At 39.7% G+C, this 20034-nt stretch carries 15 protein-coding genes; 5 read left to right on the top strand and 10 right to left on the bottom strand.

Annotation, left to right across the window (positions count from 1 at the left end; all coding sequences use genetic code 11):
• The first annotated feature begins 67 nt into the window (after positions 1 to 67).
• The 3 genes from RYX56_RS04340 (at position 68) to ytvI (ending at position 3511) form a co-directional block, all read left to right on the top strand.
• Positions 68 to 1432 (top strand): hypothetical protein, encoded by a 1365-nt coding sequence (locus RYX56_RS04340; RefSeq protein ID WP_317120907.1) that lies wholly within the window; start codon positions 68 to 70, stop codon positions 1430 to 1432.
• A 156-nt stretch (positions 1433 to 1588) separates the two neighbouring features.
• Positions 1589 to 1876 carry an LAGLIDADG family homing endonuclease gene (locus RYX56_RS25800; protein ID WP_369293538.1) on the top strand — a complete coding sequence of 96 codons (288 nt, stop codon included), beginning with the start codon at positions 1589 to 1591 and terminating at the stop codon, positions 1874 to 1876.
• Between the two features lie 510 nt (positions 1877 to 2386).
• Positions 2387 to 3511: a sporulation integral membrane protein YtvI gene (gene ytvI, locus RYX56_RS04335; protein WP_317120906.1), complete on the top strand. Its 1125-nt coding sequence runs from the start codon at positions 2387 to 2389 to the stop codon at positions 3509 to 3511.
• A gap of 32 nt (positions 3512 to 3543) precedes the next feature.
• Here the strand turns inward: ytvI and parC are convergent, their stop codons facing one another.
• Both parC and parE read right to left on the bottom strand, forming a co-directional pair.
• A complete protein-coding gene (gene parC, locus RYX56_RS04330) occupies positions 3544 to 5979 on the bottom strand; it encodes a DNA topoisomerase IV subunit A (protein ID WP_317120905.1) in 2436 nt (811 codons plus the stop codon).
• A gap of 2 nt (positions 5980 to 5981) precedes the next feature.
• Entirely contained in the window at positions 5982 to 7952 is a 1971-nt protein-coding gene (gene parE / locus RYX56_RS04325; protein ID WP_317120904.1) for a DNA topoisomerase IV subunit B, read from the bottom strand.
• A gap of 260 nt (positions 7953 to 8212) precedes the next feature.
• Here parE and RYX56_RS04320 point away from each other — a divergent pair, with 260 nt between their 5' ends.
• Positions 8213 to 8773, top strand: a complete 561-nt coding sequence (locus RYX56_RS04320; RefSeq protein WP_317120903.1) for a GNAT family N-acetyltransferase — start codon at positions 8213 to 8215, stop codon at positions 8771 to 8773.
• A 41-nt stretch (positions 8774 to 8814) separates the two neighbouring features.
• On the opposite strand, the gene RYX56_RS04315 is transcribed toward RYX56_RS04320, so the two are convergent.
• Positions 8815 to 9228 (bottom strand): CoA-binding protein, encoded by a 414-nt coding sequence (locus tag RYX56_RS04315; protein ID WP_317120902.1) that lies wholly within the window; start codon positions 9226 to 9228, stop codon positions 8815 to 8817.
• A 120-nt stretch (positions 9229 to 9348) separates the two neighbouring features.
• Between RYX56_RS04315 and RYX56_RS04310 the strand changes: the two genes are divergently transcribed.
• Positions 9349 to 10668, top strand: a complete 1320-nt coding sequence (locus tag RYX56_RS04310; RefSeq protein WP_317120901.1) for a DUF2254 domain-containing protein — start codon at positions 9349 to 9351, stop codon at positions 10666 to 10668.
• 38 nt (positions 10669 to 10706) lie between these two features.
• Here RYX56_RS04310 and RYX56_RS04305 read toward each other — a convergent pair whose 3' ends face one another.
• The 7 genes from RYX56_RS04305 to RYX56_RS04275 form a co-directional block, all read right to left on the bottom strand.
• Positions 10707 to 12248 carry an ABC transporter permease/substrate-binding protein gene (locus RYX56_RS04305; RefSeq protein ID WP_317120900.1) on the bottom strand — a complete coding sequence of 514 codons (1542 nt, stop codon included), beginning with the start codon at positions 12246 to 12248 and terminating at the stop codon, positions 10707 to 10709.
• Positions 12248 to 13216, bottom strand: a complete 969-nt coding sequence (locus RYX56_RS04300; protein ID WP_317120899.1) for an ABC transporter ATP-binding protein — start codon at positions 13214 to 13216, stop codon at positions 12248 to 12250. Before RYX56_RS04300 ends, RYX56_RS04305 begins: the two co-directional genes overlap by 1 nt.
• Before the next feature lie 160 nt (positions 13217 to 13376).
• A complete protein-coding gene (gene fadH, locus RYX56_RS04295; RefSeq protein WP_317120898.1) occupies positions 13377 to 14147 on the bottom strand; it encodes a 2,4-dienoyl-CoA reductase in 771 nt (256 codons plus the stop codon).
• A 166-nt stretch (positions 14148 to 14313) separates the two neighbouring features.
• On the bottom strand, positions 14314 to 15054 hold the full coding sequence (gene fabG / locus RYX56_RS04290) for a 3-oxoacyl-[acyl-carrier-protein] reductase (protein ID WP_317120897.1): 741 nt from the start codon (positions 15052 to 15054) through the stop codon (positions 14314 to 14316).
• Between the two features lie 34 nt (positions 15055 to 15088).
• Positions 15089 to 16375, bottom strand: coding sequence for a GntP family permease (locus tag RYX56_RS04285; RefSeq protein ID WP_317120896.1), 1287 nt, complete (start codon positions 16373 to 16375; stop codon positions 15089 to 15091).
• Positions 16376 to 16394: 19 nt separating this feature from the next.
• The gene (locus tag RYX56_RS04280) at positions 16395 to 17972 is read right to left on the bottom strand and encodes an acyl CoA:acetate/3-ketoacid CoA transferase (RefSeq protein WP_317120895.1); all 1578 of its coding nucleotides are present in this window, start codon (positions 17970 to 17972) and stop codon (positions 16395 to 16397) included.
• A gap of 343 nt (positions 17973 to 18315) precedes the next feature.
• Positions 18316 to 20016: a sigma 54-interacting transcriptional regulator gene (locus RYX56_RS04275; RefSeq protein WP_317120894.1), complete on the bottom strand. Its 1701-nt coding sequence runs from the start codon at positions 20014 to 20016 to the stop codon at positions 18316 to 18318.
• Between the last annotated feature and the right edge of the window lie 18 nt (positions 20017 to 20034).

Raw genomic sequence — 20034 nt, 5'->3', positions numbered from 1 at the left:
TATATTATTGATGGTTTATGAAAGCGTTTTCTTTTATGGGCGATTAAGAAATTAGGGAGGTTGAAAAATGGGGAAAAAACGTACATATGGTGGAATTCAGCCAGGTGTTAAGTGGGGACCTTTTACGATGCGGCTACCTGGAGTACATGTCGCTATTTCATGGCCTGAAGCGATTCAAGGGGCTTTTTTATCACTTGCTACAGGGGGAGCTTTAGCACCATTAATGATGCAATTCTTTGAAATTCCTTTTGAAGTAGCGTGGTCGATCTTAACGATTCAATTATTCTGGGTATGGTCGCAAACTGTTTTATTTGGAGATGCCTATGCTGCTGGCTGGATTACCCCAGCTCTGCCTTTAATATTAGTCTTTTTAGGTGGTGTGTCGCCAGGACCTGAAGCCGTCCAAGCGATGATTGCGATCACCTTAGTCGTTTCCTTCTTATTTATTTTCTTTGCGATAACAGGACTTGGTCAAAAGTTTAATCAACTAGTTCCGGGCCCCTTAAAAGCCGGTATTATCCTTGGCGCCGCGATTGCTGCGTTTATGTCGGAGATCAATCGGGTACAAACCTTACCTTTTACATTGATCACCTCTTGGATCGTTGTATTAGTGTTAATGTTTTCGATTCCGTTTGGGCGTTTACCAAATACAAAAGCAAAAGTATTAATGGCATCCAATGCGATGTTAGTAGGTTTTATCGTAGCAGGGATTGTTGGAACATTTGCAGGTGAATTAACATTTGCAATCGAATGGGGCTTTTTCATTCCTCAATTTGGTGAGTTACTTGCTACTGTGTCTCCGTGGGGAGTAGGCATGCCTTCCTGGTCATTGATTCTCTCGGCGATTCCGATTTCTCTTATGATTTACGTTCTAGTCTTTGGGGACCTTCTTGTAGCCGATTCGTTGTTAAAGGAGGCCTCTAAAGCAAGACAAGATGAAAAAGTGGATGTGAATCACACACGTACGCACTGGGCGTTAGCGATTCGGAACTTAGGTCAAATGTTTACAGGTGGGGTGCTTATTCCGTTACACGGTCCTATGTGGACAGGGATTCAAGTATTTATTATGGAACGCTACAAGTCTGGAAGAAAATCATTAGATTCAATCTTTTCTGGTACAATTAGCTGGTATTTACTTGCTTTACCATTAGGGTTTTTAATGCCAATCATCGGGATCATCGTACCGTTATTACCTGTTGCTCTATCACTAACCTTATTATTAACAGGTTTTGCCTGTGCCTACGTGGCAATGTCAATGGTGAATGATAATATTTCTCGTGGGTATGCATTAGCGATTGGGATGATTACAGCGTTTGTAAGTCCAGCATGGGGAATAGGAACCGGTATTGTGCTGTACTTACTATTAATAGGCAAAAGTGGAGGCGCTATTGGAGGAGGAACTGCAACAAAAGAGGATAAGCAAGTTTCGTAATACGAATAACGAACAAAAAGACATAACATTTACGGACCTGTGAAGTTATGTCTTTTTTTACTTTTTAGTAAATGTAGCTTTGATTTACCGAAAACAAATGGAGTGAATCAGTATACGTGGGTTCCGAGGTTTTAGGTTAATTTCATAGCAAAAATAATGAAAGCAGATCTTATACATTTACATGGGATAAAACCAAATAAGTTTAATACTGTGGAGTTTCCTAACGTACCTGATGAATATATGAGTCATTTTTTAAGAGGGTATTTTGATGGAGATGGGCATGTAAATTATAAGAAGTATCAAGTGAGTTTTGTATGTGGCTCAGAGTTATTTATGAACTCCTTAACCAGTGTGCTTACGAGAAATTCGATTAACAACTTTCTGACGTCCAATGGAAAGTATTTTAGGATCTATAATAATGGAAGGCGATCAATAAATGTTTAGCTTTTTCTTTTCATTTATAAGTTTACATAATATATATTATAGGAACCAATTAAAATAACAAAATAACTGTATCATATATAAAGTAAACTTCTTGTTTTGAGACAAAAAGAAAATTTAATCAAAGTATTCATTCTTTACATTTAATCAGTTCCAGCCTTGCATAACTTCTTTCATGAACCTCTTAGCAATCCTACGATTAATATTTATGGTTTATAGATTATCCTCAGTGAAACGCTTAAAAGGAATTCATTCATAAGAATTCTTCATAGGATGATCGATGGTTCAGCTATCATTAGGCATCTATCCTTTATAAGTCACGCTAATCTCTATTAAGTTTACATAATAAATTTACTTCACCTGGTTCTTTTATCTAGGATTTCTTCATATACCTTATTAAAAATGCCAAATTGTCACTAAACTCGTTTGACTCTACTATTTTCCAGAATTAAAATAATGGTACAAGTTACCATATATACAGTTTTTAATCCTTACTTTGAAAGGAATAATGATATGACACGCGAACATGGTTTGATGATTCTTCGCACATTTATAATATCAATTGCCATTATTGGTCTTGGTTGGTTGGTTGTCAACGTATTTTCAGTGACCTATCCATTTTGGATTGCTGCATTTATTGCTTGGTTTTTGCAGCCATGGATTCGTTTTATGAAAGAAAAACTTAAATTCAGCTCAGGTTTTGCCAGTTTGTTTGGTTTATTAGCTGGGATCATCTTAGTTAGTTCCTTATTGACAGGTACGTTATTTTTGATTGGTTACAGCTTGCGGAACTTCTTTCAACAAATACCACAGTGGATCGAGACCTCCTCTGTCTCATTGCAACATTTTTTCAATCAAGTTATTTTCCCTTTTTGGCAGCAAATACTCGGCATTTTTGATACATTTAGTCACGAGGAGCAAGAAGCACTTCGACAAAGTATTATTCAACTTGGTTCTCAAGTAGGGAGCTTGCTTGGACAAGCAGGCCAGAGCTTAGTTGATCGTATCACACACGTTCTACTTGGTGTACCGACGTTTTTAGTGGCCTTTCTGTTTATTTTCTTAAGTATTTATTTCATGGGGAAACAATGGTCGTTTTATAAAGAGAGATTACGCGATGTTGTTCCTCCCTCCTTCTTGGTGTTATCAAGGAAATTCGGGATAGCTGTAAGAGCAAGACTTTTTGGTTTTGTGAAAGCTCAGTTTATTTTGATGTTAATTACGGGGTTTATTGTCTTAGTCGGCCTTTTAATCTTAAAGGTTGAACACGCTCTCACACTAGCTGTTGTCATAGGAATTGCCGAATTGTTACCATACCTAGGTACAGGAACGATCCTTATTCCTTGGTTTGTCTATTTATATATTACAGGAGAGTTCTCTATGGCAATTGGGTTATCAATTCTCTATGGTATTATCGTCGCAGTGAGACAGCTCATTGAACCTAAAATCCTCTCCTCTAATCTAAATTTAAATCCTGTGGCTGTCTTAATCTCTCTATTTGTCGGGTTGCAACTGTTTGGCGCCTTGGGGCTTCTTGTTGGTCCTGTCCTACTCGTGTTAGTCATGATCTTAAATGATATTGGCGTTATCCGCTCTATCGTTCGATTTATTAAAGAAGGGTGGGCAAAAGAAGCCTAAAAAAGCTGAACCAGTTAAGGTTCAGCTTTTTCTTATTGCTCCGTTGGTTCTTTAAGGTATTGCCTTACTTCTTTCACGACACCAGCTTGTGCCGTGTCAACAGCAAAGGAACCATTAGAATAACGGTCGCTATTTCGGTAATTATACGGGTTAATCATTTCGAGATGATCTTTTGCCGTTACTACTTCTATTACGGTGGTTCTTGTTACCTTCTTACACCCGATAACGCGGTGAGGATTTGTTTTTAATTCTCGTAACATGACGAGACCTCGTTTCGCACGTGAGGATTTCTCGAACTCAGTTAAAGACATCTTTTTAACGGCCCCTCGATGAGTGACAATAAATAAATCGACTTTCTCACCTGGAACAATTGATATTGCATCTACTACTCGGTCATCTTCTTTTAAGTTTATGGCTTTAACGCCTGCTGCACGCTGCCCTACAAGACTTACTTCTTCTTCATCAAACCATAGTCCGTATCCTTGATGAGTGGCGATAAACAGCTCTTGCTGCCCATTCGTTCTCATCACAGATATAACCTCGTCATCTCCCTTTAATTTTAAAGCCATTAAAGGTTTTGAGAAGCGTTGAGCTTGATATAAGGACAGCTGAGAGCGTTTGGCCATTCCATTTTTAGTGACAAATAGCAACGATTCTTGATCAGAAAAGTCCTTTACAGTCATTGCTGCTAAAATCGAATCATTGCGGTCTAAACTAACGAGGTTCGCAATATGTTGACCATTATCTTTCCAGCGTATGTCTGGTAATTGATGAACAGGTACATAGAGATAGCTACCTAATCGAGTGAACAACAATAGGGTTTCGGTCGTATTCACTTCAATACGGTCAAGAAGGCGGTCGCCTTCCTTCATGCCAGGTGGTTCACCGTTTGATGCGGTATAAGAACGTATGCTCGTTCTCTTCACATAGCCCTCTTCTGTCACCGTTACCATGACGTCTTCAGATGCCACGAGAACATCCATATTGATTTTCAGTTCCTCAATCTCGTCTCGAATAACCGTACGTCTAGCGTCCTTGAATTGCTTTTTAACCGATTGTAGTCCTTTTTTGATAACGGAAATGAGCTTCTTTTCGCTACCTAGAATAGCTTCTAATTCATGAATACGACGTTCAAGTTCTGCTGCTTCTTCTTCTAATGTCGTAATATCCGTATTCGTTAAACGGTATAATTGCAATGTTACAATCGCTTCTGCTTGTGCATCTGAGAATTGATACTTGCTCATTAAATTCTCTTTGGCATCTTTTTTATCTTTCGATGAACGGATCGTAGCAATGACTTCATCTAATATGGAAATGGCTTTAATTAAGCCTTTTACAATGTGCTGACGGTCAGTTGCTTTACGAAGGTCAAATTGCGCCCGACGAGTAGCAACATCCTTCTGGTGCTCAATATAGGCTTGGATAAGTGGTTGTAAGCCCATAAGCTTTGGTGTTTTCTTATGGATCGCTACCATATTGAAGTTATAGGTTACTTGAAGATCAGTATTTTTTAATAAATAGTGGAGAATCGCTTTGGCATCTGCCTCTTTTTTTAGCTCTACGACAATGCGTAAACCCGTACGATCTGTATCGTCACGAACTTCAGCAATTCCGTCCACCTTTTTATCGAATCGCAGTTCATCCATTTTTTTCACTAGATTGGCTTTAACCACTTCGTATGGAATTTCCGTGATCGTGATTTGCTGACGACCACCGCGTAATTCCTCTACTTCCGTTTTCGCTCGTACAATGACTTTACCTTTACCTGTTCGATATGCTTGTTTAATACCATCAATTCCTTGAACAATCCCTCCAGTAGGGAAATCCGGTCCCTTGATAACACTCATCAATTCCTCAAGAGTAGTAGAAGGCTTTTCCATCTGCATAATCACGCCTTCAATTACTTCTTCAAGATGGTGAGGAGGAATATCAGTGGCATACCCTGCAGAGATCCCTGTTGAGCCATTCACAAGAAGATTAGGAAACATAGCTGGTAAGACGACTGGTTCATCTTCTGAGTCATCAAAGTTTGGAATGTAATCAACCGTTTCTTTATCGATATCACGTAAAAGCTCAGACGAGATCTTTGAGAGTCTTGCTTCTGTATAACGCATTGCAGCAGGTGGATCACCATCAATCGATCCATTATTCCCGTGCATATCAACGAGTAGATTACGCACTTTCCATTCTTGACTCATTCGAATCATCGCATCGTACACAGATGAATCTCCATGAGGATGGTAGTTACCGATTACATTACCGACCGTTTTAGCGGATTTACGAAATGGTTTATCGGCTATGTTTCCATCTCGGTACATCGCATATAAGATTCGACGCTGAACGGGCTTTAAACCGTCTCTAGCATCTGGTAATGCGCGCTCTTGAATAATGTATTTACTGTAACGACCGAACCTATCACCGATAACGTCTTCTAAAGGAAGGTCTAAGTAACGCTCTGTTTGTGACACGCTTATTCCTCCTCAATTACTGCTAAGTTTTCATTTTCTAAGATGTTTGTTTCTTCTTCAAGACCAAAGGCAACATGCGTTTCGATCCATTTTCTACGTGGTTCTACTTTATCGCCCATTAATGTTGTCACACGCTTCTCAGCCCTTGCGGCATCATCTATTTTTACACGGATTAATGTACGTGTTTCAGGGTCCATCGTCGTTTCCCATAATTGAATCGCATTCATTTCCCCTAACCCTTTGTATCGCTGCAACATGTAGCCACGTCCGACTTTTTTCGTTGCTTTTTCTAACTCACGCTCATCCCACGCGTATTCGATCACTTCTTTCTTTCCTGTTCCTCTACTCACTTTATAAAGTGGAGGTAAGGCAATGTATACTTTACCTGCTTCTAGTAGTGGTCGCATATAACGATAGAAGAATGTAAGCAATAGCACTTGAATGTGAGCTCCATCTGTATCAGCATCGGTCATAATGACGACTTTATCATAATTGACATCGTCCAGATCAAAGTCTGCACCGACACCCGCACCGATCGTATGGATAATCGTTCGAATTTCTTCATTTTTCATGATATCTTCTAGCTTAGCTTTTTCTGTATTGATAACTTTACCACGCAGGGGAAGAACAGCTTGGAATTTACGATCGCGTCCTTGCTTAGCGGAACCGCCAGCAGAATCACCCTCAACGAGATACAATTCGTTTCGTTTTGGATTTCTTGATTGAGCAGGTGTTAGTTTTCCGCTAAGGAGAACATCCTTTCGCTTGCTCTTCTTTCCGTTACGTGCATCTTCTCGTGCTTTACGAGCCGCTTCTCTAGCTTGAGCCGCTTTAACCGCTTTTTTAATCAGCATCATACTGATATCAGGGTTTTCTTCAAAGAAATAAGAGAGCTTTTCTGATACAAGGCCATCGACAGCCGATCGTGCTTCTGGTGTACCTAGCTTGCTTTTTGTTTGTCCTTCAAACTGAAGCTTCGCCTCAGGCACACGAACAGATACGATCGCTGTGAATCCCTCTCTAATGTCAGACCCATCTAAATTTTTGTCTTTATCTCTTAATAGTTTTACTTTACGCGCGTATTCATTCACTGCACGAGTCATGGCTGCTTTTGCACCAAGTTCATGTGTACCACCATCTTTGGTACGAACATTATTAACAAAAGACAAGACACTTTCTGTATAGCCATCATTGAATTGAAATGCTAATTCAACTTCTATCTCCTGATGCTCCCCACCAAAGAATACAACTGGGTGAAGCGTTTCTTTATCTTCATTTAAATATTCAACAAACGCCTCTATTCCATTTTCATAATGAAATAGTTCATTTTCCTGGTCACTTCGCATGTCAACTAATTCAATTTTTAATCCTTTTAAAAGGAATGCAGCTTCCCGTAATCGCTCAGATAATGTTTCGAAATTATATGTTGTCACACTAAAAATGGTTGGATCAGGCTTGAAGTGGATGGTTGTCCCTGCTTTTCTCGTTGAACCGTGCTTTTCTAATGTAGTAACAGGCTTACCGCCATTTTCAAAACGCTGCTTATACACAGTGCCATCACGCTTGATTTCAACTACGAGCCATTCGGAGAGAGCATTTACGACAGACGCGCCTACGCCATGCAACCCTCCACTAGTTGCATAGCCCCCTTGTCCGAATTTACCCCCAGCATGCAATACAGTCATAATAATTTCTGGGGTTGGTTTTCCTAATTTATGCATTCCAACAGGCATTCCACGACCTTCATCTGAGACGGAAATGCTGTTGTCACGGTGAATGGTTACCTTAATATATGAACCATATCCTGCTAGTGCTTCATCTACTGCATTATCAACAATTTCATATACAAGATGGTGAAGTCCTCGTCCATCTGTACTTCCTATGTACATACCAGGGCGTTTTCTTACCGCCTCTAATCCTTCTAATACTTGTATTGCGTCATCGTTATAATCAAGATGCTGTTTCTTTGCCAAGATTGGTACTCCTTTCAACATGCTACTTATATTGTAGCACAAACGAACACACGTTTCTATTATACGTTCACTATCGCCTTTACTATTGTAGCTGTTATTTCAGTATTCGCAACCTCTTTTGGGGATTCCTGCTTTTTCTATGAAAAAAGTCATAGCGGAATTTGACGAATCATTGACGATTCATCCACCACATACCATGCTATAATACAATCAACTATAGAACAACGGGTATTTACTTACGTTTATACAGGAGGACAACCGTGAATCCTTATATACTAACAGGCTTAACAAACCGCTTAGAAATTAGACCTTATGTGTATCAAGACTACCTTAATTGGCTCACGCAATATCAACGGCGCGAACCTTCAAAACATCGATATGATGAAGGGAAAGTTAATATGAGTGTGTGCACAGAGCAATGGTTTTATGATTTAGTAAACCATCATCAATCTTCGGCCAAACAAGATACGTTGTATGTATTCGGTGTATTTAGAAAAAAGGATGGGGCTCATCTTGGGGTGATTGATGTCTCTACCTTAATACGTGAAGATTTTCACTGGGGGAGAATCGGGTATTCCATTCATAATCACTATTGGGGTCAAGGGTATGGTAAGGAGTCTGTAGAAGAAGTATTGCGCCTAGCCCACAACAATCTGAACTATCATCGCATCGAAGCTCATATTAACCTAGATAACCATGGTTCCATTGCTTTAGCAAAACGTGTAGGGATGGAATATGAATGCGTACGAAAAGGATTTATTTATGAATTTGGGGAATGGACCGATAACCTAGTGTATGTATCTCAACCAAATATAAATTAAAGAAAACGTGCCTTCATTAAGAGGGCACGTTTTTACGATTATTATTTGAACTTTGCATGTTCTACTTTAATGCAACGATCCATTATCGTCTCAACCTCATGCTCATGTAAATAATCATAAGCTTCTTGATTAGCAACGCCAAGTTGGGCCCAAAATGTCTTTGCTCCAATTTCAACAGTATCTTTGGCGACCTCTGGTAAGTGCTCACTTCGTCTAAAGACATTGACAATGTCGACTTCTCCTTCGATATCCTGTAAGCGCGCGACAGCTTTTTCTCCTAGTACTTCCTCAACAGTTGGATTGACTGGAATGATCGTGTATCCTGCATTTTGCATGGCTTCAGAAACCATATAAGAAGTCCTGCTTGGGTTTCCTGATAAGCCTACTACAGCTATCCGTTTACTCGTATGTAAAACCTCTTTAATTTTATCATCTGATGGATTTTGAATGGACATCTCTTTCAGCTCCTTTTCTATAATAGTCTTCTTCGTTACGTGCCCTTATTATTCCTTCTCTTAAATAAGGTACGTCTAATCTGTTTATACTAACTGAAAAGGTATAAGGAGAGTGATGATGTGCATTCAAGGTGGTTGCAAATTCGTAATCAATTTTATTTTATACCAGCTCTTTATAGTGTGATTTCAATTATTCTTGCAATTATTTGTTTTAGTACCGATCGTTATTTAATCAACCACACAGATCTCTTCTCTCGTATACCTAGTTATCTTATAACCGATATTAATCTCGCTCAAACGTTACTAAGTACAATCTCATCTTCCTTATTGACAATGACGACGATTTCTTTTTCAACGATTATGGTCGTATTAACAACATATTTATCAGAATTTTCTCCTAGAACGATGCAAAATTTTATGAGTGATGTCCATACTCAACGTATTCTAGGTGTATTTATAGGTGGTTTTCTCTTCTCGTTGGTTTTACTGCTTATTTTACGTGAAGAAAGAGCGAATACAGTATTTATATCTCCTACAGTAGCTGTAGGGTTTGCAAGTGTTTGTGTAGGGTTCTTTGTATTCTTTGTTCACCATGTAGGAAGGTGGATTCAAGTAAGTAACTTAATTCACCAAATTACTGATAATACAATTGCTGCAATCAACCGTTATTATGAAGACATAACACCTAACGATCAAGATGAACCGTGGAAAGATTGGGAAAGTGAAGAACTCATCTTACGTACTCCGCATCTGATTGTGAATGAAAAGAATGGTTACTTACAAGTGATAGATTTAGATGGATTAGTTAAACAAGCTGAAGCGGATAACATCATTATCAAAGTCGAAGCAGGTTTAGGGAACTACATTGAAAAAGGTGCTGTTCTTCTCCAAACGTATGGCAATCTGCCCAAAGAACATATAGATGTGTATCGCAAGCATCTTCAGATTGGAGAGGAACGAGCTACGGTTCAAGATATCGATTTCGGTTTAACAAAACTAGTCGAAATCACGCTAAGAGCTTTATCCTCTGGAATCAACGATCCGAATACTGCTGTTAGTGGAGTGAGAGCATTAGCAAGAGTGCTAACCGTACTTGCAAAAAAGAATCTTCAGAGGAGTTACTATAATGACAAAAGCGATAACCTTCGTGTGATTTTAAAACAACGACAATTCAATGATTATTTGTACCGTTGCTTTTATCAAATCAGGCAATATGGAGGCGAAGATTTATCCGTTTTAACCGCTCTACTTGAATCGCTTCAAGTGATTGCTGCTAATAATGGGAGCGAAACAAAAGAAGCGATTTGGACTTTTTCAGAGTATATTCGCTCTGGTGTGAAAAGAAGTGAATTACTTGATCTGGATAAGCAATACTTAAATGAAAAATGGCAACTACTTGCGATTCATACAGGCAAAAAAGATCAATTTATTCCCCTATAAAAAAGCGACTGCCTAGTTGGCAAGTCGCTTTTTACTATTTACTCAATTAAGCCTTTTTCTTCTAAAAATTCTCTAGCAATATCTTCTGGGTTTTCATCATCATAGTCGACACGGTAATTCATTTGTTGAATTTCTTCTTCTGTAATGATGCCGGCTAATTGATTAAGAATCTCTTCAAGCTCTGGGTGCTCTTCGAGTGTTTCCTCCCGCAATAATGGAGCTCCTTGGTAGGGTGGGAATAGTTGTTCGTTATCTTCTAGCACGATGAGGTCATACTCCACAAGGTAAGCATCCGTTGAGTATGCATCAATCACTTGTACATCGCCCGACACAAGAGCACGTGAACGAAGTGCTGCCTCCATTGATTGAACATTTGAAAATTCTATTCCATATTTATCAATTAAACCTGGGTAGCCATCATGTCGATCGATAAATTCAAATGTAAATCCAGCTGAAAGTTCATCCTGATATGGAGCGAGGTCTGCAATCGTCTCTACCCCTGTTTCTTCGACAAACTCACTGGTCACAGCGATCGCATACGTATTGTGGTAATCCATTGGCTCTAAGAAGATGAGTTGTTCTGCCTCATAGATCCCATCTCTAGCCTGCTCATAGGCTTCTCGTTCATCATAGCTAAACTCTTCGATATTCAATAAATCACCAACAACTGTCCCAGAGAACTCAAGGTACATATCAATATCACCGCCTCTTAGGGCATTGTAGACAAAGTCTGTACCACCTAGGCCAGATTGAACTGTTACTTGGGTATCTGTTTGATCTTCAATGAGCAATTTATACATATTGGCAATGATTGCAGGCTCGGCCCCTTCTTTTCCACCGACAACTAGCCTAGTGCTTGCATCACTACCACCTTGGCTGGCGACGATAGGCGGTATGATGACAATCAATAAGGCAAGAGAAATCACGGTAACAATCGGTGTGAATGATGCACCTTTTGAACGATTTTCTGTAAAACGGAGAATGAAATCGAAAAATAAGGCTAGTAATGCAGCTGGAATGGCACCAAGTAAGATGTACTCATTATTTGCCCGTTGTATCCCAGTCATAATCAAATCACCGAGTCCACCTGCTCCAATTAATGCAGCAAGCGTGGCTGTACCGACTATTAATACCATCGACGTACGAATCCCTGCCATCACAGTAGGCATCGCGATCGGCAGTTCAACCTTGACTAAACGACGGTATGAGTTCATTCCCATCCCTCTTGCCGCTTCACGTATGGCGGGGTCTACTTCACTTATTCCTGTGTATGTATTACGCAAAATAGGAAGTAGGGCATAGGCTGTAAGGGCAATAATTGCTGGAGTCGTTCCAATTCCTACAAATAAAATCATAAAACCTAGTAACGCTAAACTAGGTATCGTTTGAAGCACAGCAGTGATGCCTATGACAAATTCAGCGATGCGTGTTTGCCTCGAGAGAAACACACCTAGTGGCACTGCAATAAAAACAGCTATTAAAAGAGAGATTAAAGAGAGTTGAATATGCTCCCATAAGGCATTCCATAATAAATCTTGCCTTTGGATGAAGAGTTGATACAAGCGATTTAATGTATCCATTACGCTTCACGCTCCTTCATCCACGTTCTTGCCAAATCTTCATAACTAATCGTACCGACGACATCACCATTTTCTTTCACAAGTAAATAAGGAGCAGAACCTTCTTTTAATTGTTGATAAGCTTCTTCAATACTCTGATTAGGGTTAATGACGTGTTTCGTTGATAAAGTAGGGTGGTTAATGAGGTTCACATTTCGGTCCATCACATCCCTAACGAGCATTTTTGTGCTTTCCATCTTGTCTAATGAACGATTGCCAATAAATTGTGTGACAAAAGGGTCGCTAGGAGTTGTCATTAATTCCTCTGGAGTTCCGACTTGGATCACTTTCCCCTCTTTCATCAAACAAATACGATCACCAAGCTTTAAAGCTTCATCCATATCATGGGTAACAAAGACGATCGTTTTTTGAATCGTTCCCTGTAGGTTCTGTACATCTTCTTGTAATTGCTCCCGACTAATTGGATCAAGTGCGCTAAATGGTTCATCCATTAACAGAATGTCAGGATTGGCTGCTAGGGCTCTTGCCACTCCAACACGCTGTTGTTGACCTCCTGAGAGCTCATGAGGCATACGGTCCCGGTAGGTATGAGCCTCTAAACCTACTAAACCGAGTAACTCATCTACCCGCGCAGTGATTTTATCTTTTGACCATTTTTTCATTTCAGGTACAACAGAGATATTTTCAGCCACAGTCATATTCGGAAAAAGTGCAATTTGCTGAAGGACATATCCAATATTCCATCGCAATTTATGAATGTCTCCTTCTGCAATTGACTGATTATTAATATGTATTGAACCTTCGCTTGGGTCAATCAGTCGATTAATCATTTTCATCGTCGTCGTTTTTCCGCATCCACTCGGGCCGATTACCACAAAAATTTCTCCTTTTTCAATCGTGAAATTCAAATTATCTACTGCTTTTGTACCGTCCACAAATTCTTTTGAGACGTTATTAAATGTAATCATTGATTCATTCCTTCCAGATATAATAAACAGATAAACAAAATACCCGATTTTATGAAATTAAAACGTAGAATAACTAGATATGTCATTAGTTTTTCCAATTCGCTAAGAAATCATAATAAAAAGACCAAGAGCTAATTTGCTCTTGGTCTTAAATACATTTCTATGATTGAAATGAGGCTCCGTTCAACCATTGACCACCATCGATGGTAATACAATCTCCATTAATATATTTAGCTTCCTCTGAGAATAAGAAAGCCGCAAGACCTGCTACTTCTTCTACTTTACCGAAACGTCTCGCAGGAATGCCTTTAAGAACTTTTTTGTGGGCAGCTTCATTTAAAATAAGACGCTCAGCACCACCTGTTTCCTCAATCGGGCCAGGAGCAATCGCATTTAAACGGATCCCGTATTGACTTCCCCATTCAACTGCTAGTGTACGTGTCATTGCAAGCACACCTGCTTTGGCACATGCAGAGTGGACAACGCCAGGGCCTGCCGTCCATGCATACGTGGCAATAATATTCGTAATGCTTCCTTGTTGCTTATTTGCAATCCATTCCTTGCCGACTGCTTGTGTGCAATGCCAAGTTCCGTTTAAAACAATATCAATAACGGATTTCCACCCATTTTCTGATAATTCTTCAGCGCGAACTAAGAAATTACCAGCTGCATTGTTCACTAAGTAATCAATTTGACCAAATGTTTCTTTTGTAACATCAACCATATGTTGAACTTTTTCTGGATCACGTACATCCATGACTACCGGGAGGACTTGTCCCTCAAATGTCTCAATTTCCTCTTTAGCTTGAAGCAGGCGCTCCTCATCGCGTCCGCTGATGGTGACATAGGCACCTTGGCTTGCAAATTTTTTCGCCATTGCTTTTCCCATGCCATTACTTCCACCTGTTACGATTACTGTTTTTTTCTCCATGATAAATCCTCCCATCAACTCTTCAAAAGATTGACTCCGATCTTATCATCATTACTCGCTCTCTCACTCTATTATGACGAACTATTCTGAAAGATGAAAGGTTTTTCTTTCCTGTTAAAGAAAAATAAAACCAGCTACCGGTTAAAGTAGCTGGTTTTAAGAAGATTTAGATGACAACGCCGCCGTCAATGCTAAGGATTGTACCTGTAATGAAGCGAGCTTCATCAGATGCAAGAAACGCATAACCATTTGCGATATCTTCTGGTGTTCCTAAATCGTTTAGTACAGACTTATCTTTCATCATGTCTAACACTTTTTCAGGCATTTTTGCCGTCATTGGCGTAAGGATAAAGCCGGGAGCAATGGCGTTTACTCGAACGTTGAAACGACCAAGTTCTTTCGCCCATGTTTTAGTCATACCGTTAACGCCCCACTTTGTTGCAGCGTAATTTGTTTGACCGAAGTTACCAAATGAACCAACGATAGAAGATGCATTTAAGATGACGCCACCTTTTTGTTCTTTCATGATAGTTGCCGCTTCTTGAGAAACCATGAATACCCCTTTAAGGTTAACATCGATTACACGATCCCATTGCTCCTCAGTCATTTTTAGAAGTTGAGCATCTGCAGTGATTCCAGCATTATTCACTACCACATCTACGCGACCGAACGTTTCAACTGTGTGAGCGAATAAATTCTTCACTTCTTCACGCTTTGTTACATTCACTACAAAACCAGTCGCTTCTGCACCTAATTCTTTAACAGCTGCAACCGTTGCGTTAATTTCTTCTTCATTCATGTCAGCTACAACAATTTTTGCACCTTCTTTTGCAAATTTGAACGCTGTTGCTTCACCGATTCCACGGCCTGCACCTGTAATAATCGCTACTTTATCTTGTAATTTCATGTTTGTACCTCCTAATAATCGTTAAAAGTTTAAATTAAATAATACCAATCGAGCCAACAATAATCGCAACAATCACACTTAAAACTGGAATCGCACACCCTACCACAAAAATATCTTTATAGGAATCTTTATGCGACATACCTGTGATTGTTAATAGAGTTAACACTGCCCCATTATGAGGTAATGTATCTAGACCACCTGAAGAAATCGATGCAACACGGTGGAACGCTTCAGGATCAATACCCGTTTGAGTAGCTAATTGCATGTAACGATCGCCTAATGCTTCAAGGGCAATTCCCATACCACCAGAGGCCGATCCAGTTGAACCAGCTAAAATATTAATCGCTACAGCTTGTGAAATAAGTGGACTTCCTTGAATACCCATAACAAAGTCTGTAAGTTTCTCAAAACCAGGAACTGCACGAACGACCGCTCCGAAACCAACGGCAGCACTCGTGTTAACAATAGCAATAACAGAACCACTCGCCCCTTTGTTAACAGAATCAGTAAATTTCTTAATCATCTTAAAGTTAAAGGCAATAATCATCAGAATACCCGTAATTAAAGAAACGACAATATCCCAGTTAAAGACGTTTAACGTAAAGATAACCGCAATTAATGGTAAGAATGAGAGAATTGGATTTGGAAGTTTAGCTTCATCAATCTCTTTAATATCTTGATCCTTTGGCTCCGTGTAGAATTCTCCGGCAGCGCGTGTTTGTTTTTCTCTCCACGTTAAGTAGACATATCCACCTACACCCATTACTAGAGCAGCAATAATCCCCATGAACGGGGCAGCCATAGCCGTTGTCCCGTAGTACTCTGTTGGGATAAGGTTTTGGATTTGTGGTGTACCAGGAACCGCCGTCATTGTAAAGGTGAATGCACCTAGAGCAACGGTACCAGGAATTAATCGACGTGTAATGTTAGCTTCACGGAATAATGCAATAGCAAGTGGGTAAACCGCAAATACTACAACGAATAAACTTACTCCCCCATACGTTAATACAGCACAAGCTACAATTACCCCTAAAATCGCTCGTTGCTTACCAATTACTTTAGTAATCATAGAAGCTACTGAACTAGCAGATCCAGTATCCTCCATTAGTTTACCAAAGATTGCACCAAGCATAAATACTGGGAACCATAGTTTCGCAAAATTAACGAAACCTTCCATGTAAGTGTTTTTATATGCATCTAGAAGATCAAGTCCTCCAAAAATAGCGACAACCCCGGCAGTAATTGGCGCAACCCAAATGATCGACCAACCACGGTATGCAAGATACATTAATAATATTAGACCTAATACGATACCTAACATTCTTTCTCCCCCTTAGTGATTATTTAGAAAGAACAGCTTTTCCGTTAGTAAGCTCAAGGCCCATTTTCTCATCACGGAAAATTCGTTCATCCATCGTTTTTAGATTTTCAGAAATAACTGGCTTAAATTCCATTTGATCTAGTACATCGCGATCAAGATCAACACCAGGAGCGATTTCTGTTAAAACAACACCATCAGGTCCAAGTTCAAATACCGCACGTTCTGTGATATAAAGAATGGTTTGTCCAGTTTCGTTTGCATATTCTCCACTAAAGGTAATATGTTCAACATCTGCTAAGAACTTTTTGATTTTACCTTCTTTAGCGATAGTGAGTTTAGCATCTTTCACCTCAATACCTAATCCGCCTGCTGTAAATGTTCCACAGAATACAACGCGTTTAGCATTTTGAGTGATGTTGATGAAACCACCTGCCCCAGCAATTTTAGGTCCAAACTTACTAACGTTTACATTCCCGTTCCCATCTAGTTGAGCAAGGCCGAGGAAGGCAACATCTAATCCGCCGCCATCATAAAAGTCAAATTGGTAAGGTTGATCAACGATACATTCAGGGTTAATAGATGCACCGAAGCTCATACCACCAGCTGGAATCCCGCCAATAGGACCTGATTCTACTGTCAAATTAATAAGATGGTCAACACCTTCTTCATTCGCCACCATTGACACTCCTTCAGGCATACCAATACCAAGGTTTGTCACAGCATATGGTTCTAGTTCCATCGCAGAACGACGAGCAATAACTTTGCGCTCATCTAGTTTAAGTGTAGGTAAATCACGATTAACCGCTTTGATTTCGCCACAATAAGATGGGTTATATTGTTCAGCAAAAGTTTGCATATGTTGTTCTGGCTCTGCAATAACAACCGCATCAATCAAGATACCAGGTACTTTAACCAAACGAGGGTCAAGACTTCCTTTAGCAACGACTTTCTCAACTTGGGCAATGACAATACCACCAGAGTTTTTAGCTGCTTGCGCCATAGATAAGATCTCTAGTGTTCCTGCTTCTTTATGAAGAGTTAAGTTACCCGCTTCATCTGCATGAGAACCACGGATTAATGCTACATGTACAGGAAGTGTCTTATAGAAAAGATAATCTTGTCCAGCAATCTCCATTAGTGATACTAAATCTTCAGTTGTGCTTTCGTTTAATTTTCCACCTTGGTTACGTGGGTCAACAAATGTTTTCAAGCCAACATGAGTGAGAGTACCAGGTTTACCAGCTGCAATATCACGGAACAAGTGTGAAATAACTCCTTGCGGGAAGTTATACGCTTTAATTTTGTTATCAATTGCTAGCTTTTGAAGTTTTGGAGCAAGTCCCCAGTGTCCTCCAACAACACGAGATACTAATGTTTCATGACCTAGGTGATTTAAGCCTTTTTCTTTTCCGTCACCTTGTCCTGCAGCATACATTAGTGTTAAGTCTTGTGGCTTTTGTTCCTTTAAGAAGCGCTGCTCGAGCGCAGAAGTTAATGCTTCAGGGTGTCCATTCCCAACGAACCCTCCGGTTGCAACCGTTGATCCATTTTGAATCATTTTAACGGCTTCTTCTGCTGATTTTACTTTATTAATCATACCTTTCCCTCCTACAACATCTATGAATACGCTTTCTCTACCTTACATAAAGAAAAGTACATAGACTTATATATGCAAGAGGTGTGCCAACTTTTAATTTTAAAATTAAGAACGAAAGTATGCGGTTTCATTTGTCCTTGCATCCATAATTAACCATTCGGTTTGTGGTGTTCACCTAAAATGTACGATTGTACGGACAGTATCTACTTATTTAAGTACTGAATTTCGGACATAATTAGATATAGCTACTTATCTTGTCCATAAAAGCAGACAGTGACTATTCTTTTGGCCATTATTATTCCTGCTATCTACTAAAACACCTTGCCGCCGTAAGCAAGGTGTTTTAAAGTTGGTGTTTAGTTAACTTCTCATAAAATGTAGAGCGACTAATACCTAATAGTGAAGCCGCCTTTGAACGATTTCCTTTTGTTTGGGTCAATGCATTCATAATGGCTGTCTTTTCAGCCTTTTCAATCGAAATGGCAAGTGGTTCGATTACTTTCCCAGTCGCTTGTTCTGTTAATTTGGCAGGGAGATGAATAGGTTTGATCCATGTCTCATCAAGCATATTCATTGCTCGTTCAATCACATTTTCAAGCTCACGAATATTACCTGGCCAACGATACTGATTGAGGAGCCTTTGAGCTTCTTTTGAAATACCTTCCACCCTTTTTTTCATAATGGGACTGAGCTTTTCAGTGAAATGATTACATAATTGTACTAAGTCTTGCTCGCGTTCTCTGAGTGGCGGAATGTGAATCGCGACTACGTTCAAACGATAATAGAGATCAAGTCGGAATTCACCTTTATGAACCATCTCCTCAAGGTCGCGGTTAGTGGCCGCAATCACTCGTACATCAATGGGTTTACTTGTTGTCGAGCCTATTTTTTCTACTTCTTTTTCTTGAAGGACGCGTAAAAACTTCACTTGCATATGAAGAGGAAGCTCACCGATTTCATCAAGGAATATTGTCCCGCCATCAGCTGCTTCAAACTTTCCTTTTTTTCCACCTTTTTTAGCTCCGGTAAATGAGCCTTCTTCATACCCAAATAATTCTGACTCAAGTAGATCTGGTGGAATGGCCGCGCAATTGACTTTTACGAATGAGCCAGGGGCGCGTTTGCCTGCATTGTGTATCGCATGTGCAAATAGTTCTTTTCCTGTCCCGCTTTCTCCAAGTAATAAAACATTTGAATCACTATTTGCTGCACGTTCAGCCTGATGCTTTGCTCGCAGAATGGACTCGCTTTCTCCTATAATATGATGAAAGGTATAGGTTGCTTTGTTTTGCTCGCGAAATTCGCCCTTGTATTTCTTAAGCTCTGTTTCCATTAGTTTCACTCGTTTATACAGTGAATTAAAACCACCTACGTTTTGAAACAAGACTCGTCCGACAGCCCCTGTGATCTCACCATTTTTTATAATGGGTAAGCGAGTGGCTATCATGTAATCTCCCTTGATCCGCTGAAGATCAGCAATTTCCGGTTTTCCTGTTTTTGCCACGATATGCATTCGTGTATTTTCAATCACTTCGGTTGCGTGCTTTCCGATGACGTCTTCTGCTTTTACGTTTAAAAAATCCGCATACTCTTTACTTAGCATCGTGATATAGCCATTTTTATCAACGATCACGATACCATCAAATGCAAACTCCATAACCGTTTCTAAGAGTTCTGTTTTTTCTCTATTTGTTGAGAGAAGCTCTTCTAAACCTTTGATAGAAGAGATTAAATACACATAATGAATAACACCGTTAATGGTTGTATGTTCTTTTCTTAGAACGAAGGTGCGTTGATGAAGGGTTACATGAATGTTAGTTCCTTCAGCAATTCCCTTGACTAAGCTGTTATCAATATAGCTCGTTAAAACTTGTCCGTTTATTTCCTCTTCTGTTTTCTTTAACATTTTTTGAATCGTATCGTTATGAAACAAGATTGTTTGGTGAGTGTCTGTAAGAATGGCTCCAAACGGAAGGGCACGTATGATGGCTTCCATTTGTTCGTAAGACCTTTCAATGGCTCCCACAAATTCTTTCATATTCATGTTGCAATCCCTCGCTCA

It is taken from the genome of Alkalihalophilus lindianensis (assembly GCF_032843265.1).
Classification (GTDB): domain Bacteria; phylum Bacillota; class Bacilli; order Bacillales; family Bacillaceae_D; genus Alkalihalophilus; species Alkalihalophilus lindianensis.
Note: the sequence above shows the minus strand (reverse complement) of the source record. Positions and strands in the feature narration are given on the sequence as shown.